The following is a 14,852-nucleotide window of genomic DNA, read 5'->3' as shown; positions in this document are numbered from 1 at the left end:
ATAATTGTATCAAAAAAAGGATATATATGGTCGAAAGATATGCCAGGAGTGAAATGAAAAAACTGTGGAGCCAGGAAGCTAAATACGGGGCATGGCTGGAAGTTGAAAAAGCGGCGGTAAAAGCATGGAACAAACTGGGTTTAATTCCGGATGTTGATGCAAAAAAAATTATTGAAAATGCAAAATTTGATATTAAAAGAATTGAGACAATAGAAAAAGAAACAAAACACGATGTAATAGCATTTTTAACAAGCGTGGCTGAAAGCCTGGGAAATGAGAGCAGATGGGTCCATTATGCCCTCACCAGCTCAGACACTATTGACACGGCAACAGCCCTTCAAATGAGAAATTCTCTTAAAATAATTATTGATGATGTAAAAATGGTAATGGAAAGCATCAAAAAAAGGGCAATGGAGCATAAATATACGTTAATGGTTGGAAGAAGCCACGGAATTCACGGGGAGCCAATTACTTTCGGGCTTGTTTTATCCATCTGGTATGAAGAAATGAAAAGACACCTTAAAAATTTAAAAGAAACACTTGAAGTTATCAGTGTCGGAAAATTAAGCGGCGCTATGGGTAATTTTGCACACGCTCCGGTTGAGCTTGAAGAGCTTACATGTGAATTTTTAGGTCTTAAACCTGCCCCTATTTCAAATCAGGTAATCCAGAGAGACAGATATGCGCGCCTTGCTTCATCTTTGGGGCTGCTCGCAAGCACAGTGGAAAAAATAGCGGTAAATATAAGACATTTTCAAAGAACGGAAGTTTATGAAGCGGAAGAATATTTTTCAAAAGGTCAAAAAGGCTCATCTGCAATGCCGCATAAAAGAAACCCTGTTCTCAGTGAAAACATAACAGGTCTTGCAAGGGTTATCAGAAGCTATACTATTCCGGCAATGGAAGATGTCGCCCTTTGGCATGAAAGAGATATAAGCCACAGCTCGGTTGAGAGATTCTGGCTACCGGACGCATTTGTTACCACCGATTTTATGCTCCACAGACTAAATAATATTATTGCAAATCTTTTGGTATATCCGGAAAATATGATGAAAAACCTTAATTTAACGGGAGGGCTTGTATTTTCTCAAAGAGTTCTTTTAGAACTTCCCAAAAAAGGAATAAGCAGGGAAAACGCTTATAAAATAGTTCAAAGAAACGCAATGAAAGTATGGGAAGAGCTTCAAAAAGGGAAAAAACCAATCAATGACAAAGGTGAGAGTCTGTTTTTGGAAAACCTGCTAAAAGATGAGGATTTGAGAAAAGTTATGAAAGAGGATGAAATAAGAAGTCTTTTTGATTACAATTATTATACGAGAAATGTAGACAAAATTTATAAAAGAGTTTATGGAAGTGAAAAGTGAAAAGTTAAAAGTTGAATTAGTTAATTTTTATACAACCGATGATTATAAAAAAAATTTAGAAAAAGTTATTAATATAATAAAAAATTCCTCTTCCGATTTTCTTCTTTTTCCGGAAGTCTGCTTAACCGGATTTGATTATAAAAACTGGAAAAAAGCTAATGAATTCGGTGAATTTACAATAGATGAACTTTCAAAAATAAAAAAAGCTTTTGCCCTGAGTATTATTTTAGAAAACAAAAACTATTTTTGTTTTTTTGACAACGGACTAATTTATAAAAGAGCCAAATATAATCTTTTCGGATATGAAAAAAAATTTTTTGAAGTAGGCGGAAAACCGGATATTTTTAAATGGAGAGATTTAAAAATAACATCTTTAATCTGTTTTGAACTCAGATTTACCCAGTATTGGGAAAAATTTAAAGGCATTGATTTGATTTTAGCTCCTTCAAGATGGGGAAAAGAGAGAATGGAGCACTTTAAAACTCTTAATAAAGCCCTAGCTCTTTCCGCCCAGTCTCAGGTATTGGCGGTAAACAGCGCCAATGAAAAGGCTTACGGATGCAGTTTTGATGCGTGGGGGGAAGGTGTTGAATTTAATAATGAATTAGTTACTACTTTTATTGATTTGGAAAAAAACAAAAAAATCAGAAAAAAACTTGACATAGGAATAAAATGAATCATATATTAGCAGATAAATTAGCCGATTTTGTAAATTTTTCACCCGCTATTTACAAAGCATTCTGTGAAATTGACAGAAAATTTTTTGTGCCTGCCGGCTTGGAAAAACATACTTATGAAATTACCCCCCTCCCTCTTGATAACCAATCTACAATTTCATCCCCTTTAACCATTGCAAAAATGACCTGTCTGCTTGAATTGGACAGAACTGACAAAATTTTGGAAATAGGCAGCGGAAGCGGATATCAGGCGGCAATTTTGAGCAAAATTGTAAGACGCGTTTTTACAGTTGAAAGAATCTGCAGACTTGTTAAAGAAGCAAAAAAACGGTTTGAAGAAATGAGACTCTTTAATATAAATATAAAATGTGATGACGGAAGATTCGGATGGAGAGAATTTGCCCCTTATGAGAGAATACTTTTTTCTGTCGCAACAGAAGAGATACCGGAAGAATTATTCGCCCAGCTTGATAATAACGGTTTTATTTTAGCCCCAATTAATAAAGGTAATAAACAAATAATTACAAAATTTTATAAAAATGGAAAAAAAGAAGAAATTGAGTCCTGTGAATTTGTTCCTTTGAAAAAAGGGATAATAAAATAGTTTTGCAACCAAGTTGCATTTTTGATATAATTTCAACATGTGCGAAAAATTAGTTAATCTTAAAAAAACAGAGTTAAAAATAGCTAAATTGTTACAAAAAGGTATTTATTCTGCAAAAGAGTTGCAAAAAAATTTAAATGTAGATAAAGCAACTGTTTACAGAAACATACATTCCTTACTTAAAAAAAAGATAATAAGAGAAATAAAAAACAGCGAGGGCATTAGTTTTTATGAAATAAACTGTAAAATTCACAATCCTATTCATCCACATTTTGAATGCAAAATATGTAAAAAAATTTACTGCCTGAATGCTTTAAAGCCTGAAGATGTAATAAGTCTAACCAAATATACGGATTTTGAAATAGATTCAGTTGAAATTAAATTTAAAGGAATATGCAATGAATGCAAAAAAACAATGGAAAATGGATAATGGAAAATGGAAAATTTTAATTTTATTACTGCCTATTTTCAGTTTTGCTTTAAACATAAGTGTAACGGTTTTACCCCAAAAAGGCGTTGTTAAAGCTATTGCCGAAGAAAAGGCCAATGTTTATGTAATGGTACCTCCCGGAAGCAGCCCTGCAACCTATTCAATAAGTTTTAAAGAGCTTAAAAACATTAAAAATTCAGATGTTTATTTTACAATCGGAGTGCCTTTTGATAAAAAATATATAAACAAAATTAAAGAAACAAATCCAAATATAAAAGTGGTATATTTTGGAAAATATTTAAATAAAGAACCCAACCCGCATATATGGCTAAGCCCTGCTAAACTACAGCTTGAAGCAAAAGTTGTTTTAGATGAATTAATTAAAGCAGATCCAAAAAACAAAGAATTTTATTTAAATAATTATATAAAATATATTAATTCCTTAGCTGCTTTGGAAAAAGAAGGATTTTTAAATATAAATCAAAAATCATTTATTACATTCCACCCGGCATTTTATCATTTCAGCCAGGATTTTCACATAAAAGAAGTTGCTCTTGAAAAAGAAGGTAAAGAACCAAGCTTTTCATATCTTAATAAAGTGTTGAAAACAGCAAAAGAAAATCATATAAAAACAGTAATAATTTCACCGGAATTTCCTAAAAAATATGCCGAAATCATCGCTCAAAAAATAAATGCCAAAACTTATGTGATAAGTCCTTTGAATGAAGATCCGAGATATACCATTAAAGAACTCATTAAAGCCCTTAAATGAAAGCGGTTGAAATAAAAGAGCTTTTCTTTAAATATAATAGTGAATGGATATTGAAAAATATTAATTTAACTCTTGATGATAAAGAGTTTTTAGCTATTATCGGGCCAAACGGAGGTGGAAAAACCACCCTTTTAAAACTGATTTTAGGATTTTTAAAACCAGATAAAGGGGAAATTAAAATTTATAATAAATCCCCGCTTTCAGCCAGAAATTTAATAGGTTATGTTCCCCAATATACAACCTTTTCCCTTGATATTCCAATAACCGTTTTTGATATAGTGCTTCAGGGAAGAGTTAAAAAAGGTAAATTTTTTTATTCAAAAGAAGACAAGGAAAAAGCAGTAAATATCCTTAAAAAATTAAAAATAGAAAATCTTAAAAATAAAAAAATAAGCGATCTCTCAGGAGGCCAGAGGCAAAAAGTCTTAATTGCAAGGGCACTTGTCACCGAGCCTAAAATTTTAATAATGGATGAGCCTACAAGCGCAATAGACATAAACGGACAAAAAGAAATTCTTGATTTAATAGAAAATATTAAAATAACACGTATTGTTGTTAGTCACGATATTAAAATATTATTTAAAGAAGTTGATAAAATAGCTTATATTAATAAAACTGCCGTAATTCACGAAGGTCCAAAACTTAATATTCCAACAGACAAGCATTTTTGCGAAATTGAGCTTATGGATTTTTTAAAGGAAAAAAATGTGGGATTTAATAAGTAATTCAGTATATGCAGGAATTCTTCTTAGCATTGCAATTGGAATAATAGGCTCACTGATAGTTATAAACAAAGCTTCAGCAATTACCGGAAGTATTGCCCATGGAAGTTTTGGAGGAATAGGACTTGCAATTTTTCTTGGGAGTTCCGTACTTTTAACAACCACTGTTTTTGCCATTTTTTTAACACTGATTTTGGCATTTATTTCCATAAAATATCCCCATAGGCTTGACAGTTTTTTAGGTGTTATCTGGGCGCTTGGAATGAGTTTGGGAATTTTATTTTTATCCTTGGCTCCAGGGTATCATTCAGACGTGTTAAGTTATCTGTTTGGAAATATTCTACTTGTTGATTCAAATGATTTAAAATATATGATAGGAGTTGATTTTATTTTGTTAATTTCTATAATTTTTTTATATAACTATTTTCTTGCAATGAGTTATGACAGGGAATTTTTATATTTAAGGGGGATAAACGCAAATATTATTTATACACTGTTTTTAATTCTTACGACTCTTAGTATTGTAATGAGCGTAAGAGCCATTGGAATTATATTGGTTTTAGCTCTTTTTACAATTCCGCCTCTTATAGCCGAAAGATTTACAGATAAATTTTATAAAATGATTATTTTAAGTGCTGTTTTAGCCGCAGTTTTTACAACCGCCGGAATTTTTATAAGTGCAAAATACGACATCGCCCCAACCCCTGCTATTGTAATTATTGCAAGTATCGGACTTTTTTTGAGCCTTTTTAAAAAGAATTAAGAAACTCCTCTCCCCTCTCATACCCCATTTCAAACAAATCGTCAAAATTTTTAAATGAACAGAGCTTATAATCTGAAAGTCTTTCATCGGTTATATAAAAATTACACTTTTTAATGCTGCCCTCTGACGAAACCCTCCATGAAAGATAAAACATTCTTTTTAAAATTCCAAAAAAGCTTTTTTTAAACTCTTTTTTTAAAGGAAACAAATCAACCCCGACAATTATCCCCTCTTTAAAAACACCGACAGGCAGGTTTTCCTTAATCCCCCCGTCAACCAAAAAAAGATTATCCAGCTCAACCGGAGGGAAAAAAGGCATTATGGCACTTGAAGCCAAAACAGCCTTTTTTAAATCACCTTTTTCAAAGTAGATAATTTTTCCGCTGTTTAAATCGAGTGCATTTACATATGTTTTAATGTTAAGTTCTTCAAAAGTTGAAAGTGGAATAAATTTTTTGGCAATCTCTGAATTTATATCTATTTTAAAAAAGCCTTTAGTAAGAGAATTGAATTTAAAAACTTTTTTAAACGCTTTTGATTTTAAAAGTTCAAGCTGTTTTTGAGGTTTTACCCCGCATGCATAACTTGCACCGATTAATGCACCTATACTGCTGCCTGAAATTGCATTTATATCTATCTTTGAATCAATAGCTTCCAAAAACCCTAAATGAAAAGCCCCTCTGAAGGCTCCGCCTGAAAGTGCCAGATTAATTTTCATAATTTAACCATTCAATTATTTTCCATTCCCCCTCATACGTTTCAACCAAAGCAGTGCAGGATTCCACCCAGTCCCCGCAGTTCATATAATCAATATCCCCTATTTTTCTTATTTCAGCTTTATGAATATGCCCGCAGATTATACCATTATATTTATTTGTTTTTGCATACTGCGCCAATACATTTTCAAAATCGGTTATAAAATTGACAGAAGATTTGACATTGTCTTTCATATATTTTGAAAGTGACCAGTATCTGTTTATTCCACAGATTTTTCTGATTCTGTTAATCGGGTCGTTTAAATGAAGCAGAATTTCATAGCTGTAATCTCCAAGGATTGAGAGCCATTTTTTTGTCATAGTTATAGAATCAAAAAAATCACCGTGTGTAATATAATATTTTTTACCGTTAATTGCATCATATTCAGCCTCATTTAAAATATGGGTTCTCTCCCCCAATACCACTGGCAAAAAAGGCCTTAAAAAATCATCATGGTTTCCGGTGATATAATAAACTTCTGTTCCTTTTCTTGCTTTTCTTAAAAGTTTTTGAATAACATCTGAGTGGGACTGAGCCCATTTTATTTTTCTTTTTAATGCCCAACCATCAATTATATCACCAACAAGATAAAGATTTTCAGATTCATTTTTCCTCATAAATGAAAGAAGTTTTTCTGTCTTTGAATATTTTGTCCCTAAATGCACATCGGATATAAAAATTGATTTATATTTCATTGCTCATTCCCTGAAAATACACGGAAAATTTTCCGTGATTTTAATCGTCATCGTCTATATGGCTGCTTTTTATAACATATTTTGAAGGATAAGGCGTATTATAGCCTTTTGCAGAATACCAAATCATTTTATTGAGCAAATCATCATTTGCTGAATTATCCATTTTTGTATCCAATTTTGATGCTATTTGAGACCATTTACGAGCCAATCCACTTAACTCATCAGGTTTTGGATTCATATTATCAAGAGGTATCTGGTTTTTAACATGCGTATAAGGGGTGAAATCAGGTTTATTTGTAAAACAGCTGTACATAACAGGGGCAGTTGCGTCATTAATATTCATAGGAGGAATTCCTAAAATTCTTTCTATAGTATGCAAAACCGATAACTGTGTATAAAAAGTATGAATTACCTGGTGTTTTTTTGAATAAGGGCTGATAACCCATGCAGGACCTCTGTATGAAGAAACATGGTCCCAGCCGTCCTGGGTATCGTCTTCCAATACAAAAATTACAGTATCTTTCCATATAGGGCTGTGCGAAACGGCTTCTACAATTCTCCCCAAAGCCAAATCATTATCCGCAACCATTGACGCAGGTGTCGGATATCCAGGTTTTAGATGAGAAGTATGGTCAGCCGGAAGAGCCATTATGGTAAAATCAGGGAAATTACTGTCAGTTGCTTTTTTAATATCTTTAATAAATGCGTCCGCCCTTATCTCGTCAGGTATTCTGTGATGATCATATCCCGGATATGTATTTGAAGTATATTTTGCAATATTGTTTAAAGATACATAATTTTTAAACGGTATTGAAATTCCATTCTTATAATCAGTGTAAAACTGTTTCCATGTTGAATATTTTGGAACATCAGCCTGAACATTTTCACCGTAATTTTTAAAAGTATGTCCGTGGAAAAGAACATCATCCCAGATATATCCTGTTTTTGGTGAAACCATCGCATCCAAAATTACATGAGGATATCCCCTGAACCAGCCTCTTACATTTTTTTCCACATAATCATCCACAAATGCACTATCACTCCAAGGATGTCCTTCGGCCGAACATTTGCCTACATCATAAAAATTATCCAAAAGTCCGAATTCACGTGCTAATTTATGCATATTAGGAGTAACTTTTTTACCGAATACCGTTAAATAAGCTTCCCCGTTACCTTCTTTCATATCACCTAAAACCTGGTCATACGTTCTGTTTTCTTTTATAATATAAATAACATGCTTAAATACAGAAGGTTCCCCGAGTCTTTCAGGAACCGGAACAGGTTTAACATTTTTTCTCGGAGGAAGCATAGATTCTTCGATTGCTTTTTTAAGTTTTCTATATTGCATATTGGTCTTAACCTGATTTGTCCAGTATTGTAAATCCTCTTTTTCAAGCTCAGGCAATTTTATATCAGAAATATATGCAAATTCTCTGTGTGTATTGTAATACCCAGCAGTTGAAATGTTTTTTCTTCCTTTTTGAGGATAATTCAATTTGAAGTGTTTGTCATTTTTATTTTGAGTTGTAGCTCTTGAATAAAGCCCTTCCGTATCGGCTACATATAACTTTTCCCCGTCTTTTGAAACATCAAGCCCCCCAGGATACGCACCTGTTGGGATAAGTCCGATTACTTGATTATTACTTAAATCAATTACACTGACACAATTAAGGTTTCCATCCGCCACAAAAAGAAATTTTTCATCTGGGGACAGCGCCAGGGCATCAGGAGAAAATCCGTAAGGAACCCTGTTTGGTGAAACACCTATATTTTCAATTTTATAAGTTTTTGTGTCAATAACCGAAACAGTATCGGAGTTTGCATTTGCCACATAAACTTTGCTTCCTTCTTCGTTTGAAATAATGTCATTCGGATGAAGCCCCACGTTTAAGGTTTTTATTACATTGCCGTTTTCATCCATAACGCTTACAGTGCCGCTTGCCGCACTTTCACTCATGGAATCAACCTTTATAAATCCTGCTTTTTCATCATTCCATCCGCCTTTTGAAACAATGTCATTATACGGATTGGCTAATTTCCCTCCCCAGTTTGTAACAAAAATTTTCTTATTGGCAATTGCCAAGCCGTATGGGAAATTTCCTTTTGTCCCTTTTTCCCAAACCAATTCTTTTGTGGCCACATCTATTTTTGCTACTTTATCAGCACCGTTAAGTGTAACGTACATATATTTCCCGTCTTTTGAAAATTTTATATCGTTAGGAAGTGCGGGTCTGCCGTTTTCTTTATCAAAATGATAAAATTTACTTATTGCCGCATTTGTACCTGTTAAAGCGGCTTCCAGAATATCTCCCAAACTTGTTGTCCAGTAAATATGTTTTCCGTCTTTTGAAAAAGCAATTCCCGAATACATATTACCTGAATGTTTTTTAGATAAAAAAGATTTTTTAAGATTAATTTCATTTATAACTTTATCTGTTTTTGTATCAATCAATGTTAAATAAAACCTCCCCTCAACCGCAAGTATTTTCCCATCCGGCGAAAGCCTGCAGTCCATTGCATGCTGCTCTATGTCCGCAGTTCCGTATTTTATTAATTTGCCTGCGGGTGTTAACCTATCTCCGGTCGGTGCAAAATATTCATTTTGAACATTTTTTGATTGTCTGTCCAAATTCATATTGTTTGCACATCCGCTCATCATTATCAAACCAATTGATAACATCAAACCGTATTTTCTAATTTTCATTCCCTCTCCTTAAAAGTTTTTCAAAAGAAGTATAGGAAATTAAAATAACATTAAAATAACAATTAAAGATATCTTTTTTTCTTTTGCGGCTTAATGGTAGAAATATCAACCAATACAAAACTGTCAATACAATTGTTAAAATCCTCATCCACATTGTAATCTATAAAGCTGGCTCCTTCTCTTTCGCATAAATCAGTATATTGCTTATATAAAGTAGGAATAGAAGTATTATAGTAATTTAGATAGCTTCTTAAAATATTAAAATCTTCTTTTAAACCGCCTTTAAAAACAGAATTAAATTCTTCCAATGAATTTTTTGAAACAATAAAAGGATTTTTTGCTTTTACTAAATGTTTGTTTTTTCCATAATATTTATCAAAATAATAAATTATCATCTCCTGGGCAAAAAGAGGAATTTCAGTGCTTAAACTCACAGGCCCGAAAAGATATCTAATATTATTTTTACTTTTAATATAAGCACCTATTCCCTGCCAAAGTAAATCAAGCGCCCTGCTGCCCCAGTATTTTGGTACTACAAAACTTCTTCCAAGTTCTATTGCATTCGGTAAAATTTTTATAAACTCATCACCGAATTCATACAAAGTATTGGTATAAAACCCTTTTTCTTTAAATTTTTTATATATAAACTCTCCATTTCCTATTCTGTAAGAGCCCACTATTTCAAGTTCATCTTCATTCCATAAAATTATATGGTCATAATAATAATCATACTTGTCTTTATCTTTTCTTTTACCTGTCCCCTCGCCCACTTTTCTGAATGTATATTCCCTTAGCCTTGCAATCTCTTTTAAAATAACACTGTCTGGAGAATATTTATACAGATATATAATTTTTCCATCGGTTGTTTTTCCTAAAACTTCGCAGCGCTTTAATTCATCTTTAAGCTCTTTTTTATCAACAGGATGAATAATCGGTTTTTGAGTTTGGTAAACTTCCTTTTTATTTTTTCCAATTTTATAAAGATGTTTTTTAAAAAGTTTTACCTGATATTGTTCATCAATTTTATTATCAAAACTATCAAACGGGATTAATTCTCCAATTTTAAATTCAAGATGCGAATTTTTTTTCTTAAACATTTCATTAAATAAAAGAAGAGAAGATAAATTTTTATTAATCAAAGACATACTGTAAAATATTTTGGAATTTTTAGCTTTTATAAAAACAGGTAAAATCGGGGCTTTATTATGTTTTGCAAAATGTAAAAATCCTTTATGCCATTTGCCGTCCCTTATTCCTGTGGGAGTCGGCCTTGAAACTTCACCCGAAGGAAAAATTATTACAGCTTCCTCATTATGAAGGGACTTATTAATGTTTGATAACGAAGCTTTTGTAATTTTATTGTCAAAATTATCAACCCCTATTAGAATAGATTTTAACTGTTCAAGTAACAACAAATTATTTGCCATAACCTTTATATCTTTTCTGACCTTCTTTACCAAATCAATAAGACAAAATGTATCTAAAATACCCGTCGGATGATTCGCGATAATTATAATCCTGCCGTTTACGGGAATATTCTCTATCTCAGATACTGTATATTTATAAGAGAAATTTAACTTCTCAAGCGCTTCCTCAATGAAAGTAAAAGGCTCTTTTTGGGGAAATTCTTTTAAAAATTCGTCAATTTCATTTTTATGGACAATTTTGTTTATTGTTTTAATTACACCTTTAGAGACAGGTTTTGGAAGCTTTTTTAACTGAGGATATTTTTTTAAGACTGTTTTATTAATATTTAACATAAAACCTCCATTTTTTCATTATTTTAAAATGTTAAAATAACATTCAAATAACAAAAAGGAAAAAAGTGTATTTAGTTACTCAGGAAAGATTAGGTAAAATGAAACAAATTTTAAACACAAGACAGCGGGATTTAAGGGTTTTTATGGATTATATATATTCGTCTCATAACCTTTCAGCAATAGTTAGGACTTGTGATGCTGTAAATATAGGAAAACTTTATTACAGGCACCAGAAAAAAGTAAAATTAAATAATGAAATTACAATGGGTGCCCATAACTGGATATTTAATGAATATATTAACGATATAGAAAAATTTTATCAGGATATTAAAAAAGAAGGCTATCAGGTGGTAGTTACCATGCTTGATGAAACTTCTGTTGATTTTAGAGAAGTTGATTATACAAAACCTACTTTAATAGTTCTTGGCAACGAAGTTGATGGTGTAAGTGATATTTCAATTAAATATGCAGATAAAAAAGTGATTATTCCAATGTATGGAATGAGTCAGAGTCTTAATGTATCTGTGGCAAATGCAGTAATGCTGTATGAAGCCCAGCGCCAAAGAAAAAATAAAGGTATGTATGATAAACCTCAGCTGCCACCTGAAATTATAGAAAAAACCCTTAAAAAATGGGCATATGATGATATAATTGAAGAAAAATTAAGGAGGGTGAGACATAAAAAATCTAAAATTCAATAATTCTTCCAACTCCACCTGGAATATAATTTTCACTATACGCTTCTTTAAACATTTCAATTGCCAAATCACCGCTGCAATGAGTAGGAGTTACATATTCAACCCCTAAATTTTTAAGTTCATTAATTACCCTAGCAATTTCTTCTTCATTACTTCTAAACAAATGAAATCCTCCAAGTGCATAAAGCACCGGTTTATTTAGCATCTCAATTGCTCTTTTTACAATATTTACAACTCCAGGATGAGCGCAGCCTGTTATTACAATGGAAAATTCTCCTTCATCAATTACAAGGCTTTGTTCACCAATTGGATGCATAACTCCGGTTGAATAGAAATTATCGAATAGTTTCGTCGGATATTCATTTATGACTTTTACTTCCCTGCTGAGTTTTTTTAAATCCCTTATATATAAAGCCGAAAGAGAATCAGGCAAAAACATTGTTAAATTTCTATTTACATCAACAACTGAATCAATACCTCCTATATGGTCCCAATGAGGATGTGAAATAAAAAGATATTCAAGTTTTTTTATATCAAATCCCATTTTTGAAATATTCCTGATTAGCGCCCTTCCGTTAGAGCCTGTATCAAACAAAAAATTATCATTTATAATACATCCAAATCCCCAAAAACTCTCCAAATTTTCATTTGCCTTGTAATTATCAAAAACTATACTGAATCTCATTTTTTACCCCTTATAACCTTAAATGCCCCGCCGTTGCATCTGTTTATTTTAAAACTCAAATTATCTAAACTGTTTCCGTATAAATTTTCCACACATTCAAATTCACTAAATCCGGTTTTTTGAAGTAAATCAATTATATCATCTTTTGTAAAAAAGGTAGCCTCTTTATAAAATTTAGACTTAAATTTATTTTTTTCATAAAATCTGCCAAGAGGTGAGTTTAAATCCACAAAAGCCACAATTACAAATCCACCTTTTTTTAATGCTTTATATGTATTTTGAAGCGTTTTTAAAGGATCTTTTACAAAACAGATTGTTGTTACAATCAAAGCAAAATCAAACTCCTCCTCAAAATCCATCTCTTCAGCCGTAATATTAATTACTTCAATACCTCTTTTTTTGGCAATTTCACTCATTTGTCTGCTTGGTTCTATTCCAAATTTAATGCCAAGAGGCGCTGCAAACCTGCCGGTTCCAACACCTATTTCAATTCCTCTTCCAATATGCAAAAGTTTTTTAATTGTTTTGATTTCTTCTTCATAAATTTTTGGATGATTTTCAAACCATTCTTCGTAATTTCTAACTAAATTATCAAAAAGCATTTGTTATTCCTTCACCATAGAATTAAAGCATTCCTGCAATTCTTTTATAACTTCCATATTTGGTTCTAAAAAAATTCTGTTACCTATTTTTTCCATTTTTATTAAATTGGCTTCTTTTAATTCTTTTATATGTCTTGAAATAGTGGGCAGTGAATATTCAAACTGTTCGGCAATAACCCCTACACACAAAGCCTGGGAAATAATATCATCTTTTCTGGCTTTTTTGTTAATTCCACAAACATAAGGTTTTCTTAAAATATTTAAAAAAATTTCAAGCCTCGTCTTATGGCCCAGGGCTTTAAAAGCCTTGACTTTTTCTTCAAGCGTCAACATAAAAATCCTTGATTTTTTTTATAAAAGATTATACCATACGCTTTAATATTTAGCAAAAAAGCTAAATAGCTAAATTAGTAAAAAGGAGCGGATATGAATCAAAAAATTTTATTTATTTTCAACCATGAACCATATGACGGCAGTGATATTGCATGGAACGGGTTAAGACTTGCCAAAACATTGTTTGAAAACGGAAATGATATCAGAATTTTTTTAATGAACGATTCTGTGGATATGGCAAGGGAATGTTACAAAAAACCTGAAACTTATGATACGGATTTAGTTGCAATGCTTAAAGAGATGTATCAAAACGGAATAAAACTAAAAGTTTGCGGAACATGTCAGGCAAGATGCGGAATTTATAAAAACCAGCCATATTTTGAAGATACCATAAAAGCTACGATGCAAGACTTGGCAAAATGGGTGGAAGAATGCGACAAAGTAATAACTTTTTAATCTCTTCTTTTGCCAATTTTAATTCAAAAGGGAATGTAAACTTACAAAAAGCAAAAACAAAATAAATAAAATTCTAAGCCAGAGTTTTGGCATTTTATGAGACATCCATGCCCCTATATAAGTGGAAGTCATAGAAATTGGGGCCACAAACAAAACAGCCGGAAAATATACATATCCAAGCGTCCATTGAAAATGAACTTTATTAAAACCCAGAAAAATATACATTAACATTCCGATTATTCCAAGCGGCAGTATTAATGCAGAAGTAGTGGCTGTCGCTTTTTTAATGTCAATTCCGTATTTTAACAAAACAGGGGTTATAAAAGCCCCGCCGCCAATTCCGAACATTCCGGATTTTAATCCCATGACAATTCCTATAACCATTTTTACAACAAAAGGAATTTCTTTTTTTTCAAATTCTATCTTTAATTTATATTTTTTAAATGTATTTATAATCATATTGATACATAAAATTAATATAACCAGTCCGAAAAATTTTTCAAGTACCTTTGAAGGAAGATAGGTTGCTATAATAGCCCCTATAATATTAAAAGGCACAATAAAATATACCAATTCTTTAAACAGCTGCCAGTCTATTCTTTTTTGTTTTTGAAAAGAGAAAATATTTCCTACAACAGTTAAAGAAACAATTGCCAGAGAAGTGCCTGAGACAAAATGCATATACTCATTATGAAACAGTCCAAAATGTTTAAAAATCAGCAAAAGCCCGGGTACGATTACCAAACCCCCGCCGATTCCCAAGGTGCCTGCAAGTATACCTGTAATTATGCCTAATAATATATAAGATAAAATCATAAAAAGCCTTATTTA

The 14,852-nt window shown here is 32.0% G+C and carries 17 protein-coding genes; 9 read left to right on the top strand and 8 right to left on the bottom strand.

The annotated features are described in order from the left end of the window. Nucleotides 1-26: 26 nt before the first annotated feature. The 7 genes from purB to DZ64_RS0104320 are packed head-to-tail and all read left to right on the top strand — an operon-like array spanning nt 27 to nt 5,332. A complete protein-coding gene (gene purB, locus DZ64_RS0104350; RefSeq protein ID WP_024789587.1) occupies nt 27-1,364 on the top strand; it encodes an adenylosuccinate lyase in 1,338 nt (445 codons plus the stop codon). Further along, nucleotides 1,348-2,040: a carbon-nitrogen hydrolase family protein gene (locus DZ64_RS0104345; protein ID WP_024789586.1), complete on the top strand. Its 693-nt coding sequence runs from the start codon at nt 1,348-1,350 to the stop codon at nt 2,038-2,040. Before purB ends, DZ64_RS0104345 begins: the two co-directional genes overlap by 17 nt. After that, nucleotides 2,037-2,645, top strand: coding sequence for a protein-L-isoaspartate(D-aspartate) O-methyltransferase (locus tag DZ64_RS0104340; RefSeq protein WP_024789585.1), 609 nt, complete (start codon nt 2,037-2,039; stop codon nt 2,643-2,645). Before DZ64_RS0104345 ends, DZ64_RS0104340 begins: the two co-directional genes overlap by 4 nt. A gap of 37 nt (nt 2,646-2,682) precedes the next feature. Further along, on the top strand, nt 2,683-3,075 hold the full coding sequence (locus DZ64_RS0104335) for a Fur family transcriptional regulator (RefSeq protein WP_024789584.1): 393 nt from the start codon (nt 2,683-2,685) through the stop codon (nt 3,073-3,075). Further along, nucleotides 3,044-3,847 carry a metal ABC transporter solute-binding protein, Zn/Mn family gene (locus tag DZ64_RS0104330; RefSeq protein WP_024787395.1) on the top strand — a complete coding sequence of 268 codons (804 nt, stop codon included), beginning with the start codon at nt 3,044-3,046 and terminating at the stop codon, nt 3,845-3,847. The genes DZ64_RS0104335 and DZ64_RS0104330 overlap by 32 nt, the downstream gene beginning before the upstream one ends. Beyond that, nucleotides 3,844-4,572, top strand: coding sequence for a metal ABC transporter ATP-binding protein (locus DZ64_RS0104325; RefSeq protein WP_024787394.1), 729 nt, complete (start codon nt 3,844-3,846; stop codon nt 4,570-4,572). The genes DZ64_RS0104330 and DZ64_RS0104325 overlap by 4 nt, the downstream gene beginning before the upstream one ends. Continuing rightward, entirely contained in the window at nt 4,553-5,332 is a 780-nt protein-coding gene (locus DZ64_RS0104320) for a metal ABC transporter permease (protein ID WP_024789583.1), read from the top strand. Before DZ64_RS0104325 ends, DZ64_RS0104320 begins: the two co-directional genes overlap by 20 nt. On the opposite strand, the gene DZ64_RS0104315 is transcribed toward DZ64_RS0104320, so the two are convergent. The 4 genes from DZ64_RS0104315 to DZ64_RS0104300 form a co-directional block, all read right to left on the bottom strand. Then, on the bottom strand, nt 5,319-6,050 hold the full coding sequence (locus DZ64_RS0104315) for a patatin-like phospholipase family protein (RefSeq protein WP_024787392.1): 732 nt from the start codon (nt 6,048-6,050) through the stop codon (nt 5,319-5,321). The two genes, DZ64_RS0104320 and DZ64_RS0104315, sit on opposite strands and share 14 nt — an antisense overlap. Next, nucleotides 6,040-6,783, bottom strand: a complete 744-nt coding sequence (locus DZ64_RS0104310) for a UDP-2,3-diacylglucosamine diphosphatase (protein WP_024787391.1) — start codon at nt 6,781-6,783, stop codon at nt 6,040-6,042. The genes DZ64_RS0104315 and DZ64_RS0104310 overlap by 11 nt, the downstream gene beginning before the upstream one ends. Nucleotides 6,784-6,823: 40 nt before the next feature. Continuing rightward, nucleotides 6,824-9,487, bottom strand: coding sequence for a bifunctional YncE family protein/alkaline phosphatase family protein (locus tag DZ64_RS0104305; protein WP_024789582.1), 2,664 nt, complete (start codon nt 9,485-9,487; stop codon nt 6,824-6,826). Between the two features lie 62 nt (nt 9,488-9,549). Beyond that, on the bottom strand, nt 9,550-11,247 hold the full coding sequence (locus tag DZ64_RS0104300) for a lysophospholipid acyltransferase family protein (RefSeq protein WP_024789581.1): 1,698 nt from the start codon (nt 11,245-11,247) through the stop codon (nt 9,550-9,552). 65 nt (nt 11,248-11,312) lie between these two features. Here DZ64_RS0104300 and DZ64_RS0104295 point away from each other — a divergent pair, with 65 nt between their 5' ends. Then, nucleotides 11,313-11,948: a TrmH family RNA methyltransferase gene (locus DZ64_RS0104295; protein ID WP_024789580.1), complete on the top strand. Its 636-nt coding sequence runs from the start codon at nt 11,313-11,315 to the stop codon at nt 11,946-11,948. Here DZ64_RS0104295 and DZ64_RS0104290 read toward each other — a convergent pair. From DZ64_RS0104290 to DZ64_RS0104280, 3 genes are read right to left on the bottom strand one after another with little or no spacing between them, the layout of a single operon-like run. Continuing rightward, the gene (locus DZ64_RS0104290) at nt 11,935-12,630 is read right to left on the bottom strand and encodes an MBL fold metallo-hydrolase (RefSeq protein WP_024789579.1); all 696 of its coding nucleotides are present in this window, start codon (nt 12,628-12,630) and stop codon (nt 11,935-11,937) included. The genes DZ64_RS0104295 and DZ64_RS0104290 overlap by 14 nt on opposite strands. Beyond that, nucleotides 12,627-13,232, bottom strand: coding sequence for a methyltransferase domain-containing protein (locus DZ64_RS0104285; RefSeq protein ID WP_024789578.1), 606 nt, complete (start codon nt 13,230-13,232; stop codon nt 12,627-12,629). Before DZ64_RS0104285 ends, DZ64_RS0104290 begins: the two co-directional genes overlap by 4 nt. 3 nt (nt 13,233-13,235) lie before the next feature. Next, nucleotides 13,236-13,565: a helix-turn-helix transcriptional regulator gene (locus tag DZ64_RS0104280; protein ID WP_024789577.1), complete on the bottom strand. Its 330-nt coding sequence runs from the start codon at nt 13,563-13,565 to the stop codon at nt 13,236-13,238. 93 nt (nt 13,566-13,658) lie between these two features. On the opposite strand from DZ64_RS0104280, the gene DZ64_RS0104275 reads away from it, so the two are divergent. Further along, entirely contained in the window at nt 13,659-14,021 is a 363-nt protein-coding gene (locus DZ64_RS0104275) for a DsrE/DsrF/TusD sulfur relay family protein (protein ID WP_035003118.1), read from the top strand. A gap of 18 nt (nt 14,022-14,039) precedes the next feature. Here DZ64_RS0104275 and DZ64_RS0104270 read toward each other — a convergent pair whose 3' ends face one another. Continuing rightward, the gene (locus tag DZ64_RS0104270) at nt 14,040-14,837 is read right to left on the bottom strand and encodes a sulfite exporter TauE/SafE family protein (RefSeq protein ID WP_024789575.1); all 798 of its coding nucleotides are present in this window, start codon (nt 14,835-14,837) and stop codon (nt 14,040-14,042) included. Nucleotides 14,838-14,852 lie beyond the last annotated feature (15 nt).

The organism is Lebetimonas sp. JH292, from assembly GCF_000523275.1.
Taxonomy (GTDB): Bacteria; Campylobacterota; Campylobacteria; order Campylobacterales; family Nautiliaceae; genus Lebetimonas.
The sequence above is the reverse complement of the archived record's forward strand: the minus strand, read 5'-3'. Positions and strand labels throughout refer to the sequence as shown.

Bases quoted from the DNA above. Each gene is read 5' to 3' on its own strand.
- purB (WP_024789587.1), top strand. From the start codon at position 27: ATGGTCGAAAGATATGCCAGGAGTGAAATGAAAAAACTGTGGAGCCAG.
- DZ64_RS0104280 (WP_024789577.1), bottom strand. From the start codon at position 13,565: ATGTTGACGCTTGAAGAAAAAGTCAAGGCTTTTAAAGCCCTGGGCCAT.
- DZ64_RS0104275 (WP_035003118.1), top strand. From the start codon at position 13,659: ATGAATCAAAAAATTTTATTTATTTTCAACCATGAACCATATGACGGC.
- DZ64_RS0104300 (WP_024789581.1), bottom strand. From the start codon at position 11,247: ATGTTAAATATTAATAAAACAGTCTTAAAAAAATATCCTCAGTTAAAA.
- DZ64_RS0104305 (WP_024789582.1), bottom strand. From the start codon at position 9,487: ATGAAAATTAGAAAATACGGTTTGATGTTATCAATTGGTTTGATAATG.
- DZ64_RS0104315 (WP_024787392.1), bottom strand. From the start codon at position 6,050: ATGAAAATTAATCTGGCACTTTCAGGCGGAGCCTTCAGAGGGGCTTTT.
- DZ64_RS0104345 (WP_024789586.1), top strand. From the start codon at position 1,348: ATGGAAGTGAAAAGTGAAAAGTTAAAAGTTGAATTAGTTAATTTTTAT.
- DZ64_RS0104290 (WP_024789579.1), bottom strand. From the start codon at position 12,630: ATGAGATTCAGTATAGTTTTTGATAATTACAAGGCAAATGAAAATTTG.
- DZ64_RS0104330 (WP_024787395.1), top strand. From the start codon at position 3,044: ATGAATGCAAAAAAACAATGGAAAATGGATAATGGAAAATGGAAAATT.
- DZ64_RS0104340 (WP_024789585.1), top strand. From the start codon at position 2,037: ATGAATCATATATTAGCAGATAAATTAGCCGATTTTGTAAATTTTTCA.
- DZ64_RS0104270 (WP_024789575.1), bottom strand. From the start codon at position 14,837: ATGATTTTATCTTATATATTATTAGGCATAATTACAGGTATACTTGCA.
- DZ64_RS0104325 (WP_024787394.1), top strand. From the start codon at position 3,844: ATGAAAGCGGTTGAAATAAAAGAGCTTTTCTTTAAATATAATAGTGAA.
- DZ64_RS0104285 (WP_024789578.1), bottom strand. From the start codon at position 13,232: ATGCTTTTTGATAATTTAGTTAGAAATTACGAAGAATGGTTTGAAAAT.
- DZ64_RS0104335 (WP_024789584.1), top strand. From the start codon at position 2,683: ATGTGCGAAAAATTAGTTAATCTTAAAAAAACAGAGTTAAAAATAGCT.
- DZ64_RS0104310 (WP_024787391.1), bottom strand. From the start codon at position 6,783: ATGAAATATAAATCAATTTTTATATCCGATGTGCATTTAGGGACAAAA.
- DZ64_RS0104320 (WP_024789583.1), top strand. From the start codon at position 4,553: ATGTGGGATTTAATAAGTAATTCAGTATATGCAGGAATTCTTCTTAGC.